Source organism: Arthrobacter sp. HS15c (genome assembly GCF_040812005.1).
Classification (GTDB): Bacteria; Actinomycetota; Actinomycetes; order Actinomycetales; family Micrococcaceae; genus Arthrobacter.
Genome location: NZ_JBFOHM010000009.1, coordinates 1 through 14789, shown reverse-complemented (window position 1 = coordinate 14789; position 14789 = coordinate 1). Strand labels below are relative to the sequence as shown.

At 64.1% G+C, this 14789-nt stretch carries 13 protein-coding genes; 8 read left to right on the top strand and 5 right to left on the bottom strand.

What is annotated here, in order from left to right:
- The first annotated feature begins 35 nt into the window (after window positions 1-35).
- Entirely contained in the window at window positions 36-452 is a 417-nt protein-coding gene (locus ABV518_RS15595; RefSeq protein ID WP_367768353.1) for a nuclear transport factor 2 family protein, read from the top strand.
- 33 nt (window positions 453-485) lie between these two features.
- Here ABV518_RS15595 and ABV518_RS15590 read toward each other — a convergent pair whose 3' ends face one another.
- From ABV518_RS15590 to ABV518_RS15580, 3 genes are read right to left on the bottom strand one after another with little or no spacing between them, the layout of a single operon-like run.
- Window positions 486-1619 (bottom strand): FAD-dependent oxidoreductase, encoded by a 1134-nt coding sequence (locus tag ABV518_RS15590; RefSeq protein ID WP_367768350.1) that lies wholly within the window; start codon window positions 1617-1619, stop codon window positions 486-488.
- The gene (locus ABV518_RS15585) at window positions 1616-2302 is read right to left on the bottom strand and encodes a class I SAM-dependent methyltransferase (protein ID WP_367768347.1); all 687 of its coding nucleotides are present in this window, start codon (window positions 2300-2302) and stop codon (window positions 1616-1618) included. Before ABV518_RS15585 ends, ABV518_RS15590 begins: the two co-directional genes overlap by 4 nt.
- A gap of 16 nt (window positions 2303-2318) precedes the next feature.
- Entirely contained in the window at window positions 2319-3506 is a 1188-nt protein-coding gene (locus ABV518_RS15580) for a type III polyketide synthase (RefSeq protein WP_367768344.1), read from the bottom strand.
- A gap of 192 nt (window positions 3507-3698) precedes the next feature.
- On the opposite strand from ABV518_RS15580, the gene ABV518_RS15575 reads away from it, so the two are divergent.
- The 7 genes from ABV518_RS15575 to ABV518_RS15545 all read left to right on the top strand — a co-directional run bounded on the left by ABV518_RS15575 (window position 3699) and on the right by ABV518_RS15545 (window position 13471).
- Complete coding sequence (locus tag ABV518_RS15575; protein ID WP_367768341.1) at window positions 3699-6092, top strand: ATP-binding cassette domain-containing protein; 2394 nt, start codon at window positions 3699-3701, stop codon at window positions 6090-6092.
- A gap of 254 nt (window positions 6093-6346) precedes the next feature.
- On the top strand, window positions 6347-6469 hold the full coding sequence (locus ABV518_RS15570) for a hypothetical protein (RefSeq protein WP_367768338.1): 123 nt from the start codon (window positions 6347-6349) through the stop codon (window positions 6467-6469).
- A 725-nt stretch (window positions 6470-7194) separates the two neighbouring features.
- Window positions 7195-8238, top strand: a complete 1044-nt coding sequence (locus tag ABV518_RS15565) for a LacI family DNA-binding transcriptional regulator (RefSeq protein ID WP_367768335.1) — start codon at window positions 7195-7197, stop codon at window positions 8236-8238.
- A complete protein-coding gene (locus ABV518_RS15560; RefSeq protein WP_367768332.1) occupies window positions 8235-9209 on the top strand; it encodes an ABC transporter permease in 975 nt (324 codons plus the stop codon). Before ABV518_RS15565 ends, ABV518_RS15560 begins: the two co-directional genes overlap by 4 nt.
- 7 nt (window positions 9210-9216) lie before the next feature.
- A complete protein-coding gene (locus ABV518_RS15555) occupies window positions 9217-10176 on the top strand; it encodes a carbohydrate ABC transporter permease (RefSeq protein ID WP_367768329.1) in 960 nt (319 codons plus the stop codon).
- A 73-nt stretch (window positions 10177-10249) separates the two neighbouring features.
- Entirely contained in the window at window positions 10250-11857 is a 1608-nt protein-coding gene (locus ABV518_RS15550; protein WP_367768326.1) for an ABC transporter substrate-binding protein, read from the top strand.
- 105 nt (window positions 11858-11962) lie between these two features.
- Window positions 11963-13471: a glycoside hydrolase family 32 protein gene (locus ABV518_RS15545; protein WP_367768322.1), complete on the top strand. Its 1509-nt coding sequence runs from the start codon at window positions 11963-11965 to the stop codon at window positions 13469-13471.
- 211 nt (window positions 13472-13682) lie between these two features.
- On the opposite strand, the gene ABV518_RS15540 is transcribed toward ABV518_RS15545, so the two are convergent.
- The gene (locus ABV518_RS15540; protein WP_367768319.1) at window positions 13683-14153 is read right to left on the bottom strand and encodes a VOC family protein; all 471 of its coding nucleotides are present in this window, start codon (window positions 14151-14153) and stop codon (window positions 13683-13685) included.
- Window positions 14154-14176: 23 nt separating this feature from the next.
- Entirely contained in the window at window positions 14177-14572 is a 396-nt protein-coding gene (locus tag ABV518_RS15535; protein WP_367768316.1) for a VOC family protein, read from the bottom strand.
- Window positions 14573-14789: the final 217 nt, after the last annotated feature.

The window sequence follows — 14789 nt, the reverse complement described above, 5'->3', positions numbered from 1 at the left end:
GGCGGCCGCAGTGGCAATCGGTTAGTGTCGATTCCATGGTTGAAGAGATGTCGCTGGGGAAACCGCCGCTGGAACTCGTCCTCGATTTTGTCCGGACGCTGGAGGCGGGCGGCGGAGCGGCCGGCATCCGGCCATTCCTGGCGGACGGGTTTGTCCTTGTTGAGGCCCCGCACCTGCTGGCACCGGCCGGTTCAACCCGGACCCTGGAGCAAGTGCTGGCCGGCGCTGACCATAGCGCCGGCGTCGTGGCCAACCAAAAGTTCGAGATCCGGCGGACCACCTGCGAGCAGGGGCGGGTTGTCCTGGAGGCGGAATGGTCAGCGACATCGCTGATGGACCTGCGGTACTGGGACGCCGGAGAGACCATCCGGGCACGGACGTCGTCCGTTTTTGAAGTCCGGGATGGCCGGATCGTGAGCCAGGACAGCTACGACTGCTACTTCACGTCCTGAAAGCCACACTGCGGGCGGCTCCGGTGCACGGTGTCAGTGCATCGTGAACCGGCGGGCCACCAGCCTGTTCAGCGGCTGCACTGAGGCGACTGCCCCGATCGCGTGATTCCGCAGGCCCAGCCAGGGCTGCGAAAACGGGCGCCCGAGCAACATGTTGACTTCCGACTGCCGGCGCGCCACGACCGCTGCCCGCCGCCGCAGGAGTTCAAAATCCTTGAGTCTCCTCCCGACGGGCCTGGCGCCCAGGGCGTCGCAGATTATCGGTGCCAGCGCTTCGGCGTCGAGCCATCCCAGGTTCATTCCCTGGCCGCCGATGGGGCTGACTTCGTGGGCAGCGTCACCGATCAGGACGGCCCTGCCGGCCACCATCCGCGGTCCGATGGCTGACCGGGTGCTGAAACTGCTGAGCATCGTGTTACTGCCGGCCTCCAGCTGAATTCCCGTCCGCTGATGGACAAGTACTGCCAGCTCAGCAACGGCCGGGACCCCGCACGGCCGGCCGACGCGGACAACCCATCGCCGCAGGCCACCTGGAAGCGGAAAGGACTCGACGATTCCACCTTCCTCCAGGAACAGCACAGCTTCTGCCCCGAAAGACCCCACATCGGCGAAGTCGCCCATCACGTAGTGGTCCGGGTATCTTTTCGTCCGCACTGAAATCCCCAGCAGATCCCTCATCGTGGAATGGGCGCCGTCCGCGGCCACGGCGAGGGCGGACTCAAGGTGCGTGTCAACACCGCCGGACGTCGCTGCAAGCGTCACCGCGCCGCCGTCGTCCTTTATTCCGGTGACCCGGGCGCCCCGGGCCAGCGCAAAGGAGTCCAATTCCTGCACCCGGCGTTCAAGGCACGCCTCGGTGCGGCTTTGTGGGAGGGACAGGACAAAAGGGAACTGCCGCGAGACCGACTCGAACGACATGGTGCCCACCAGTTTGCCGCCGCTGTAGGCCCGGCCGCGGCGGATCGCCACCCCGGCGGCTGCCAGTTCAGGCGCCACTCCCGCACGGTCAAGCGCCGCGAGGGCAGGCGGGTGGATACCAATGGCCCGCGAATGGCTGTCACGCTCAAGCCGTTGTTCGAGGACACGGACGCCCAGGCCCTCCTGCAACAGCAGGGCTGCAAGGTAGAGGCCCACGGGACCGCCGCCCACAATCGCCACGTCAATCATGGGGAGTCCTGGCGGCGGGCCAGCAGCTGGTGGAAGGCGGACGTGCGTTCGACGCGCCAGCCCGGAGGAGCCAGGGCAGCGAGTTCCTGCGGGGTGTAGCTGCGGCGGATGGAGGTCAGCCCGTCCTCGCGGATAAAGGAGCCCCGGAACGGAAGCGCGGCAACGGCGAACAGTGCGTAGGCTGCCGGGCTGCGGCGCAGGTCATTGTGCAGCACCTTTGTCCGGGCGAGCGCCTCCGAGTCGGCAAGGAACTGCTGCAGCCCGGCCGGCTGCAGGTGGTGGAGGACATGGTTGGAAATCACGACGTCGAAGCTCAGCCCTTCGCCGAGAAGCGCGGTGGTGTGCGCCCGCCGGAAGTCCACGCCGGGCACGGGCGGGCGGCCGGAGGCGAAGGCGTGGGCGCGGCCGTCCGGATCGATGCCGGTGACGTGGAGCCGGACCCGGTCCTTCGCGGCCCAACGCGACAGCCTGATGGCGAGATCGCCGCCGCCGGAGCCGACATCCAGCAGGGTGGTGGCGGATTCGGCCGAGAGGAGGGGCCGGATTTCCTGCCGGTACAACCGGCGCCACCCCGACAGCGCGCCGTTGACCAGCCCGAACTGCCGGTAGGTCCGCTCCAGCCGCTCCGGATCGCAGTCGGGCAAGTCCATCTTTTCAACAGCATCGGCGGCGCGCCTGCGCATCAGCCACACCTGAAGCTCAGGCCAGCGACGTTTCGGCGGCCGTTTCCCGCACCCCTGAGGGGCTTCGTCCCGTGCCCTGTCGCAGCTTGGTGAACAGGCCGGTTTCCACCGTAAGTCCCGGACCGAAAGCCATGGAGCAGATACGTTCGTCACCGCCGTCGAGCGGCTGGTCGAGGATGTGTTTGAGGACGAACAGGACCGTGGCGCTGCTCATGTTGCCGTAGTTCCGCAGCGTCTCCCTGGCAGGAACAAGCTGCTCATCGGTCAGCTCCAGCCTTGACTGGACCTTGTCCAGGATGCTCCGGCCGCCGGGGTGGATGCCCCAGTGCCGGATATCACGGTAGGGGAGTGCCTGCACCGTCGGGTCCCGGGCGAGCAATGGTTCCAGTGCGCCGATGATGTGGTCATCAATGATGTGGGGCACGTAGTTTCCGAGGACCATCTCAAATCCGTGGTCGCCGATATTCCAGGCCATGGATTCCTCACCGACGGGCGTCAGCACGGTTTCAAAATGGTCCAGCCGCATCAGCGCGGGTGCCTCCGGAACGTCGCGGGCGGTGACCACGGCAGCTGCCGCTCCGTCAGCAAACAGCGCCGATCCCATGATGGTGTCCGGGTCGTTCGAGGTCCGGACATGCAGGGAGCAAAGCTCGGCACAGACCACCAGGACCACCGCCTCAGGGTCTGCTTCGCAGAAGGATTTTGCGGCCCGGAGGGCAGGAAACGCGGCGTAGCAGCCCATGAACCCGAGGTGGTAACGCTGCACCGCCGGGTCCAGCCCCAGCGCCCGGACGATCTTGTAGTCGGGGCCCGGGTTGTAGAACCCGGTGCAGGAAACCGTGATGAGGTGGGTGATGTCCTGTGCCTCAAGTTCCGGGCAGGCGTCGACGGCGGCCTGGGCGGCCTCGATGAACAGCTTCGTGGCTTCCCGGCCAAAGATCTCGTTGCGGACTTTGGTGCTCGGGTTCAGCAACAGACTGGTTGCGGGGTCGAAGAACTGCGGATCATCGGCCCGGAAGTCCCTGGTCATCTCCTCGACCGCGGTGTAGCGGGTGTCGATCGCCGCCGAGTCGAAGCACGTGCTGACCAGCCTCGAACCCAGCCGCGTCAGTCCGGGCTGGGCGGCGAAAACGTCGCGGGCCTCCGTTTGAACCAGCATCGTTGGCGGAACAGCTGTTTCCAGGGAACGCACATAGACGGTCATTGGCTTATTCTTGGCGAGCTCCGCGGATAAGACAATGGCCCGGGACGCCGGAACTGCGTCTGAAGTGGGGAAATACCCCCTCTACACAGGGCAGGAAGCTGGTTAGATAGACCCAGGGCATGCCTCGGAGCTGCCGGGCCGCCGCCAGGCGACACCGTCGCTTAACAGCCGGGTGAGAACAGGGAGACAACAATGAGCATTGCCACGAGTTCGGAAAAGCAGTCGCCTGCGCTGCACGCTGCCGACACCCACGACATGATCCGTGTGCAGGGTGCCCGGGAGAACAATCTCAAGGACATCAGCATCGAGATCCCCAAGCGCCGCCTGACGGTGTTCACGGGGGTGTCCGGTTCCGGCAAGAGCTCGCTGGTGTTTGCCACCATCGCCGCGGAGTCGCAGCGGATGATCAATGAAACCTACAGCGCTTTTGTGCAGGGGTTCATGCCCAACCTGGCCCGGCCCGACGTCGACTTCCTTGAGGGACTGACGACGGCCATCATCGTTGACCAGGAGCGGATGGGTGCCAACCCCCGCTCCACGGTGGGCACTGCAACGGACGCCAACGCGATGCTCCGGATCCTCTTCAGCCGGCTGGGCCAGCCTTACGTCGGGCCGCCCACGGCGTTTTCCTTCAACGTCCCGACGCGGAAGGCCAGCGGCGTGATGAGCACCGAGAAGGCCGGCGGCCGGGTCGAGAAGGCCGTCGTGCAGAACCAGGTCTACCTGGGCGGCATGTGTGCGCGCTGCGAGGGCATGGGCTCGGTCTCCGATTTCGACCTCACCGCTTTGTACGATGACACGAAGTCGCTGGCCGAGGGTGCCCTGACGGTCCCCGGCTACAGCATGGACGGCTGGTACGGCCGGCTGTTCGAGGGAATGGGCCTGCCGATGGACAAGCCGATCTCCACGTTCACGAAGAAGCAGCTCGAGACGATGCTGTACGCCGAGCCCACCAAGATCAAGGTTGAGGGCATCAACCTCACGTTCGAGGGGATCATCCCCAAGATCCAGAAGTCCATGCTGTCCAAGGACGTCGAGGCGATGCAGCCGCACGTGCGGCGCTTCGTGGAGAGCGCCATCACTTTCCAGGCCTGCCCCGAATGCGAGGGCACCAGGCTCAGCCCCGAGGCGAGGTCGTCGAGGATCCGGGGCAAGAACATCGCCGACCTGTGCGAGATGCAGATCAGCGACCTGGCCGGGTGGATCCGGGAGTTCGACGAGCCGTCGGTTGCGCCGCTCCTGAAGGGCCTGCGGCACCTCCTCGATTCGTTTGCTGAGATCGGGCTGGGCTACCTTTCACTGGACCGGCCTGCGGGCACGCTGTCCGGGGGAGAGGCCCAGCGCACGAAGATGATCCGGCACCTCGGGTCCTCGCTCACGGACGTCACCTACGTGTTCGACGAGCCGACCATCGGACTGCACCCGCACGACATCGAGCGGATGAACCAGCTCCTGCTGCAGCTTCGGGACAAGGGCAACACCGTGCTCGTTGTGGAGCACAAGCCGGAGACCATCGCCATCGCCGACCACGTCGTCGACCTCGGTCCCGGCGCCGGCACCAAGGGCGGCAATGTTTGCTTCGAGGGCAGTGTGGAGGAGTTGCGGGGGAGCGAGACCATCACCGGGCACCACCTCGACGACCGGGCGGCCGTGAAGGACTCGGTGCGTCGATCAGCCAGCAAACTGGAGGTCCGCGGGGCTTCAACGCACAACCTCCAGGACGTGGACGTTGATGTTCCACTCGGCGTGCTGTGCGTCGTGACGGGTGTGGCCGGCTCCGGGAAGAGCTCACTCATCCACGGCTCGGTAGCCGGCCGCGACGGAGTGGTGGTCATCGACCAGGGTGCCATCAAAGGCTCCCGCCGCAGCAACCCCGCGACGTACACCGGCCTGCTCGAGCCGATCCGCAAGGCGTTCGCTAAAGCCAACGACGTGAAGCCGGCGCTCTTCAGCTCCAATTCCGAGGGCGCCTGTCCCACGTGCAACGGCGCGGGCGTCATCTTCACCGAGCTTGGGGTCATGGCCACCGTCGAGTCCACGTGCGAGGACTGCGAGGGCAGGAGGTTTCAGGCGTCAGTGCTGGAATACACGCTGGGCGGGCGCAACATCGCCGAAGTGCTGGCGATGTCCATGTCCGAAGCCGCGGTGTTCTTCAGCGAAGGGGAGGCGCGCACACCGGCCGCCCACAAGATCCTGGACCGGCTGGTCGACGTCGGACTCGGTTACCTCACGCTCGGCCAGCCGCTCACCACGCTGTCCGGCGGCGAGCGGCAGCGCGTCAAACTTGCCACCCAGATGGCCGAGAAGGGTGACGTTTACGTCCTCGACGAACCGACCACCGGTCTCCACCTCGCCGACGTCGAGAACCTGCTGGGCCTGCTGGACAGGTTGGTCGACTCGGGCAAGTCAGTGATTGTCATCGAGCACCACCAGGCGGTCATGGCGCACGCCGACTGGATCATCGACCTGGGACCCGGCGCAGGGCACGACGGCGGCAAGGTCGTTTTCGAGGGCACGCCGGCCGAGCTGGTGGCCGCCAGTTCGACCCTTACGGGCAAGCACCTCGCGGCGTACATCGGTTCCTAGGCCCGGAAACAGGCAGGGACGAAGCCGCGCTGAGTTATGTCAACCTGCGTCGGCTTTGGGTATCCTCACCGTTTCGCTGTGCCCTGGAGAGCATCACCCCACAGGTCCTTACGAGCCGTGGAGCGATGGACCTGTCACACCGGTGTCCGAGCCAAGCCTCGACGGAACGCTTTTTGTTGATGACAACTCTGCACGCTGGCTGGTCTACAGCCGCGGCGCGGAGGCCACTGTGGTCCAGCAACGATGGCCATGGCATGATCCTGCGTACCTCCAGCGGACAGGACTACTTGGTCGTCCACTGGCCCAACAACACCCCTGACGAACGCGTCAAGATCACCGAAGTGCAGATCAAGGGGGCCCGAGTCCGGATCCTGTGATGTCTTGCGAGTTGTTCGCTGACGAGTCGAGGGATCTGGCGTTCGAGCCTGGAACGGGAGTTCACGCATCCACTTCTACTCCCATGGTTTTAACGCCGATAATCTACATTATGTAAAGTAAGTCTTTTCCAAGTGCGGATGATGGCTGGCTGACGCATGCCCCCTTACGCTTCTCCCATACTGCTGACCAGGTTCACGCATCGGATCAACGAGCATCGTGCGTACGTACACACCTCGGCGACGGCGAGGATGGCTATACGCGGATTGGTCCGACCGCCAGGCCCGGCCGGGAATGGGTGGAAACCGTGCAAACGCGGCAATTGCAACGCCTTCGCCAGCGAGGCGAATCCGTGGAGATGCCCGGATAGGCTGCATACCGGGCGCTGCGGACAGGACCGCAGTTCACTCCCCTACTTTTCTTGAGCTCGCAATGCGGAATACGCCCGTGCACCCGACCCTGAGCGGTCCAGCGAGAGCCCCTCTCCCCCGCCCGAATATCCACCCTAAGACGCTCATTTATCTCGCACGCGGTTGCACCAGCGCGGATCCACCACAGAACGGAATTCCGCACTGCTGGCCGCCACCAGTGCGGGATCATCATGGGAATTTCCCTTTAGTCAGACTGGACCGCATCGCCCTGTTGACGGCCGATGTGATGCAAGATACAGTTACACCAAGTTATACGAATAACTGATCGAAATTACCGAAGGCCCGAGGAGGTGCCCATGGCTGGATCACGGCCCAAATCAGGACCGACAATGCACGACGTCGCTGCTGCTGCCGGCGTTTCGCAGGCCACCGTGTCCCTGGTGCTGAATTCGGCCTCCGGGTCACGTTTTTCCGAGGATACCCGCAAGCGCGTTCGGGACGCCGTGAACCGACTCGGCTACCGCACCAACGCCCACGCCAAAGTCCTCCGCGAAGGCGTCGCCGGCATGATCGGGTTCATCGGCGATTCCGTGGCCACCACTCCCTTTGCCGGCGCCATCATCGAAGGTGCGCAGCAGCGGGCATGGGAGGACGGGCTCTTGCTGCTCGCCGTGAACACCGGCGGAGACAAGGAGCTTGAGGCCGCATCTTTGGACACCATGCTCTCCTACAAGGTTGCCGGCGTGGTCTACGCCGCCATGTACCACCGGCGGCTGGAAGTTCCGGAGGCCCTGGAAGGCGTCAGGTCCGTGGTGCTGAATTCGCAGGATCGGGAAGGGCGGGTCCCGAGCGTCGCGCCCGACGAGGGCAAGGGTGGCTACGCAGCCACCAGCCGACTGCTCGAGGCGGGCCACACCAGGGTGGGGATGATCAATATCGAAACCCTTGAAAGCGGGCTTCCTGCCGCCGTCGGCCGCTACGAGGGCTACTGCACAGCACTTGAAGAAGCGGGGCTGGACGCTGATCCGTCGCTGGTCCGTTTCGGTCAAGGCGGTGAGGTGCATGGCTACAAGTACGCGATGGAGCTGCTGACCTCCAGCAACCCGCCGACTGCGATTTTCTGCGCGAACGACCGAGGCGCCTGGGGTGCCTACCAGGCCGCTTCGGACCTGCGCCTCTCAATCCCCCGGGACGTCTCCATTGTGGGCTTCGATAACCAGGCGACTCTGGCGCCGTTTCTTCGTCCGGGACTGACCACTTTTGAATTGCCGTTCGTCGCCATGGGCCGGCGCGCGGTTGAGCTGATCCTCCAGGATGCGGAGCCCGATGGCCGGGTCGAGCTGATGGACTGCCCTCTGATTGAACGGAATTCAGTGACTCATCCTAAGGAGATGCCATGAGCCGCACCATCCCGGCCCGACGCGGGCGTCCTGCTGCGGCGCCGTTGCCGCAGCGCAAAACTTCTCTTTCGCTCCGCTTGAAGAGGGTTTCCCGCGCCTGGCAGTTATACGTATTACTAGCCCCCGCGATCATCTACATTCTGGTCTTCAAGTACTGGCCCATGTACGGCGTGCAGATCGCTTTCAAGAACTACAACCCGGTGGACGGGTTCACGGACAGCCCCTGGGTTGGCCTGACCCACTTCATCAGGTTCATGAACTCCTACCAGTTCGGCCAGGTGGTCGGTAACACCTTGTGGATCGCCGTCCTCGGCCTGCTGGTGGCCTTCCCGATCCCGATCATTCTGGCGTTGCTGGTCAACCAGCTCCAGAGTGAGAGGTTCAAGAAGTTCACCCAGACGGTGCTGTATTCGCCTGCGTTCATCTCCACCGTTGTGGTGGTGGGCATCATGTTCGTGGTTCTTTCCCCGAGGTCGGGGCTGGTGAACAACGCGATCCAGCTGGGCGGCGGTGAGCCGATCTTCTTTATGGGCTCCGCGGAGTGGTTCCGTCCCATCTACGTGATCTCGGACGTCTGGCAGAACGCCGGGTTCTCCATGATCGTGTATCTCGCGGCCCTTGCTGCCATCGACCCGGCACTGCATGATGCGGCCAAAGTCGACGGCGCTTCAAAGCTGCAGCGCATCCGGCACATCGACCTGCCGGGCATCATGCCAGTGGTGACAATCCTGTTCATCCTGGCCATCGGCAACCTGCTCAACGTTGGCTTCGAGAAGGCGCTGCTAATGCAGACACCGCTGAACCTCTCGACCTCGGAGATCATCCAAACCTACGTCTACCACGCCGGCCTGCAGCAGGCGCAGTTCAGCTACTCGGCCGCCATCGGCCTGTTCAACTCCCTCCTCAACCTGGCACTGCTCCTCGTCTTCAACACGATCGCGCGCCGGGCCAACCAAGCGACCCTGTGGTGATGACAAAATGTCCCTGACAACCAACCCCCGCACCCTCGACAACCCCAACCGGGCCAGCAGCCCGGGCCGCCCCAAGCAGACCCTGCGGGACCGGTACGGTGACCGCGCCTTCAACATCGCTGCGACAACGGTCCTCCTGCTCTCCATCCTGGCGGTGGTGTACCCGCTGTACTTCATCGTTATCGCCTCCATCAGCGACCCCAACGCCGTCTACGAAGGCAAGGTCTGGCTGTTTCCCTCCGGCGTGACCACCGAGGGCTACGAGCGGATCTTTGCCGACAGCCGGATCTGGAACGGCCTGGGCAACACCGTCATCTACACCGTCCTCGGCACCGCCATCAGCGTCAGCACCATCCTGTGCGGCGCCTACGCACTGTCCCGCAAGGACATGCCCGGCCGGAAAATCCTGATGCTCCTGTTCGTCATCACCATGTTCTTCGACGGCGGCCTCATCACCAAGTACCTGGTGGTCCGCGACCTGGGCATGCTGGACACCGTCTGGGCAGTGGTCCTGCCCGGCGCCGTCGGCGTGTGGAACCTGATCATCGCCAGGTCCTTCTTTGAACACACCATCCCCAACGAACTGCGCGAAGCCGCCCAGATGGACGGGGCAACAGACTTCAAATTCTTCTTCCAGATGGTGCTCCCCCTGTCCAAGCCGCTGATCATGCTCATGATCATGGTCCACGTGGTCGCGCAATGGAACTCGTTCTTCGATGCACTGATCTTCCTCAACGACGACTCCAAGTACCCGCTGCAGCTGGTCCTGCGCAACATCCTGATCCAGTCAGACGTCTCATCCACCGGAACCACCGGCGGAGACATCGAATCCTATGCCGCCGCGCAACGGATCGCAGAGCTCACCAAATACGCCATGATCGTCGTCTCGAGCCTGCCACTCATGATTGCCCTGCCATTCATGCAGAAGCATTTCACCAAGGGCGCCATGATCGGCGCCGTCAAATAGCTCCAACCCCGCAACTTCCCCCACCTCAGTACCCCCTCAGATGCAGTATCCCCACCTCAGAATAGGAATGACCATGGCATTCAGCCGCAAATTCGCCGCCCTCGGCGCCGTCCTGGCCGGAACATTGATGTTCACCGCCTGCTCCGGCGGCGGCTCAGGCACCACGGAGATCAAAGACGCCTCCGCGGACTTCGGCTTCCAGGAAAAAGGCTTTCCGATCGTCAGCAAGCAGCTCGACCTGACGTTCTCCGGCACGAAGGCAGCGCTTGCTCCGGACTACAACACCATGACGGTGGTGAAGGAATGGGAAAAGGCCACCAACGTCCACATCAACTGGGAGAACCTGCCCGAAACGGTTTTCCAGGAAAAGAAGAACCTCATCCTCGCCAGCGGTGACCTGCCCGACGCTTTCTTCAACACCGGGCTGACCGACGCCGAGATCGCCACCTACTCAGCCAGCGGCACCCTCATCCCGCTCGAGGGGCTCATCGAGAAGAACGCACCCAACCTCTCCAAGCTGCTTTCTGACCGGCCGGACATCAAGGCAGCCATCACGTCATCGGACGGGCACATCTACTCCCTGCCGTCGATCGAAGAACTGGGCCTGGTCCAGTTCCCCAACGAACTGGCCATCAACACCGCCTGGCTCAAGAAGCTCAACATCCCGCTGCCGAAAACCATCGACGAGTTCCACGACGCCCTGCTGGCGTTCAAGACCCAGGACGCCTCAGGGACCGGCAAGACCATCCCGCTGAGCTTCATGCCCGGCTCCTGGTGCGGGGACATCGTTGACCTGATCGCCGCCCTCGGCGGAGTACCGGACAACATGGACCACCGCATCGTCCAGGACGACAAAGTCATCTTCACCCCCACCCAGGACGGCTACAAAAAAGCCATCCAGACCCTGCACGAGTGGTACCGGGAAGGCCTGATCGATCCCGAATCCTTCTCCCAGGATGACAAGGCCTACCTGGCCAAGGGCAAGGCCGCCACGGAAAACCTCGGCTCCTTCGTCTGGTGGGAAATCCCCGAAATGGTCGGCGCTGACCGCGCCGGCAACTACTCCCTGGTCCCGGTCCTCGAAGGCGTGGACGGCAAGCGGATCGCCAGCCAGTCCAACAACCAGGAAATCGCCCGTGGCGCCTTCGCCATCACCCGGGCCAACAAATACCCGGCCGCGACCATGCGCTGGGCCGACAACCTCTACGACCCCATCCAGTCCGCCCAGGCCAACTGGGGGCCCATCGGTGAAACCCTGCAAAAGGACGCCAGCGGCCTGCTGACCCAGATCCCGGCGCCAGCCGGGACCAGCGAGGGCGAACGCCGGCAGAAGGTCGCCCCGGGCGGCCCGAAGGCCAACACCGCCGATAACTTCACCACCGTCGTCGCTCCCGAACCTCGCGCCGCCGCACGCCAGAAAACCGTCAAAGAGAACTACGAGCCCTTCGCCGGCAACGACGGCTACCCGCCGGTGGCACTGTCCAACGAAGAACTCCAGCAAATCAGCACCATCCAGACCGACACCACCTCACTGGTCAAGCAGAACGTTGCCAAATGGATTGTCTCCGGGGGCATCGAGCAGGAATGGGACGGCTACGTCTCCCAGCTCAAGAACGTCGGCGTCGACAAAATGATTGAGGTCTACCAGCAGGCCTACGACCGCTACAAGAAGAACTCCTAACTCCGAAGTACCCGGGTGGGCCGGCGCATACCGGCCCACCCAACCCACAGGGACCCTCACGCAGGCGTTCCCCACTCGACCTGCACAGAAACGAGAACCACTTTCATGACTGCCGCGACCGCCACCACGGCCGACATCTTCCGTCCGGCGCTGCACTACGCCGCCCGGAACACCTGGCTCAATGACCCCAACGGCCTGATTTTCCACGGCGGCGTCTACCACCTCTATTACCAGAACAACCCGCTGGACAACGTCTGGGGAAACATGTCCTGGGGCCACGCCACCTCCCCGGATCTGGTCACCTGGACCGAACACCCCGTCGCCATCGCCTGCGATGCGGAAGAAGACATTTTCTCCGGAAGCATCGTCTTTGACCGGGACAACACCAGCGGTTTCGGCACCGACTCGGCTCCGCCCCTGGTCGCCATCTACACCAGCGCATTCAAGCCCGGCTCCACGCACGCAGGGCTCCAGGCGCAGTCGCTCGCCTACAGCCGCGACGGCGGCTACACGTGGACCAAGCACACCGCCAACCCCGTTCTGAGCCGCGGCTCAGCAGAGTTCCGCGACCCCAAAGTCATCAGGTACGACGGCGGTGCAGGCAGTTACTGGGTCATGGTCGCCGTGGAAGCCACGGACTTCCAGGTGGTGCTGTACAGGTCCGCGGACCTGTTGAGCTGGGAGCCGCTGAGCACCTTCGGTCCGGCGAACGCCACCGGCGGCGTCTGGGAATGCCCTGACCTTTTTCCCCTCCCGGTGGACGGTGATCCGGGAAACCTGAAGTGGGTCCTCACGGTCAACCTCAACCCGGGCGGGCCCAACAACGGCTCCGCCGGGCAGTACTTCGTTGGAGACTTCGACGGAACCACGTTTACCTCGGAAACCACCGTGACCGAAGGGCTCCAGGACCCCGACAAGCTGGGCGAGTACCAATGGCTGGACTGGGGCCGGGACTACTATGCCGCCGTCTCCTTCAGCGACGCCCCAGGCAACCGCCGCCTCATGATCGCCTGGATGAACAACTGGGAATACGCCAACCAGATCCCTACCTCACCGTGGCGCAGCCCCATGACCCTGGCCCGCGAACTATCACTCCGCACTGTTGACGGAAGTCCACGCCTGATCCAACAGGCCACCGGCGGTTTCGAAGCACTTTCCGGGGCAGGCCAATCATTCACCCTTGCAAGTACGGAACTGTCGGACTGCACCCGTGTCCTGGACGGGGCGGCCGGCACCATCCAGCGGATCGAGGCGACATTCACCCCCGGAGATGCGGACGAATTTGGACTCGTCGTCCGTGGCAACGGCGCCCACGGAACTCGGATCGGCATCCGGCCAGCCCCAGGCACCCTCCATGTCGACCGCCGGACATCCGGCCGGACCGACTTCCACGCATCCTTCCCCTCGATCGACGCGGCCCCCATCCGCGTGGTCGACGGCTCCTACAAACTCACCATCTACGTGGACCGCTGCTCCGTTGAAATCTTCGCCCAGGACGGCCAGGTCACCATGACGGAACTGATCTTCCCGGCTCAGACGAGTGCCGACGTCGCCGTTTACGCACTCGGCGGCACAGCAACCCTCAAGAGCCTGGACATCACCCGCTTCGCCTGACGCGGTCCTGCTTGGGCGGGTTTCGTCCCGACGGGGCCGCTCAGCGCCGCGGACGGACACCCGCACCGGCAACGGCTCCCAGGGCGGCCCCAACGAACATACCGACGAAGGGGCTCTGCAAAATTGCCAGCCCGAGAGCTATCCCGAGGGCAGCGCCGACCAGTGTGCCGATCCACAACGGCTTGTTCATCGGCGCGCCGCCGGAAAGGTGCTAGCCCTCATAGGCGCTTTGAAGTGCGGCGATATCAAGCTTGCGCATTCCGAGCATGGCCTGCATGGCGCGCTGGGCTCCCTCCGGGTCCGGCCCGCCGATGAGCGATCCGAGCACCGCCGGCACAATCTGCCAGGACACACCATAGCGGTCCCTTAACCAGCCGCACTGGCTCTCGGCGCCGCCGTCGGTCAGCGCCGCCCAGTAGCGGTCCACTTCTCCCTGGCCCTCGCAGTCAACGACGAACGAGACCGCCTCGGTGAAGTTGGACGGCGCTCCCCCGTTCAACGCCAGGAACCTGCGCCCTTCGATCTCAAATTCAGCCGTAATCACCCCACCCGAAGGTCCGGGGCCGCCCTCGCCGTAGCGCGAGACCTCCAGGATTCGGGAGTCGTCAAAGACTGAGACATAGAACGAGGCGGCTTCTTCGGCCTGGTTCTCGAACCACAGGCAAGTGGAAATCTTCTGCATGGGCGCTCCCTTCCGGCTCGAGCCTAGTCCGGGGGCTGTACCTGCACAACGGGCGGAGAATCCCTGCTGACCAGCCCCACGGTGTTCCCTTCAGAGTCCTTGATGAAGGCCATCCACTCGTCGGTGCCGGCGGGGCCCAGCTTGCCGTCAGCATGGTGGAATATCACGTGCGGTGCGGCAACAATCTCCACGCCGCTGTCCTGCAGCCTCCGGACAGTGGAACCGACGTCGTCCACCTCCAAATAGAGCACTGACGACGGCGCCCCGCGCTCCAGCAGCAGCCTGACGCCGTCGAGATCGAAGAACAGCAGCCCGGGAGGGTCAAAGACTGCTGTGGGCTGCACTCCCGTCAGTTTCGTGTAGAACGCCGCTGCGCGCTGAAGGTCATGGGCCTGCTGGGCCACCTGGATCAAGCGCACGGTTCCTCCCGGGTGATATGCCGCACGGTCTGTCCTGCAATCTTCCGCAATCCCGGGCTCCGCAGCAACCATGGTTTCCCGGCCGCCCTCGCCACAACGCTGATATGTAGGTCCGGCTGTCAAGAGGCAGTGGTGAGCGGCTCCTGGCTTTTGGTCCAGGGGCCGCCTCACTCAGGTGGCCGGCCGGTCGGTGGTGAAGGTGTTGGCGAGTCGTTTT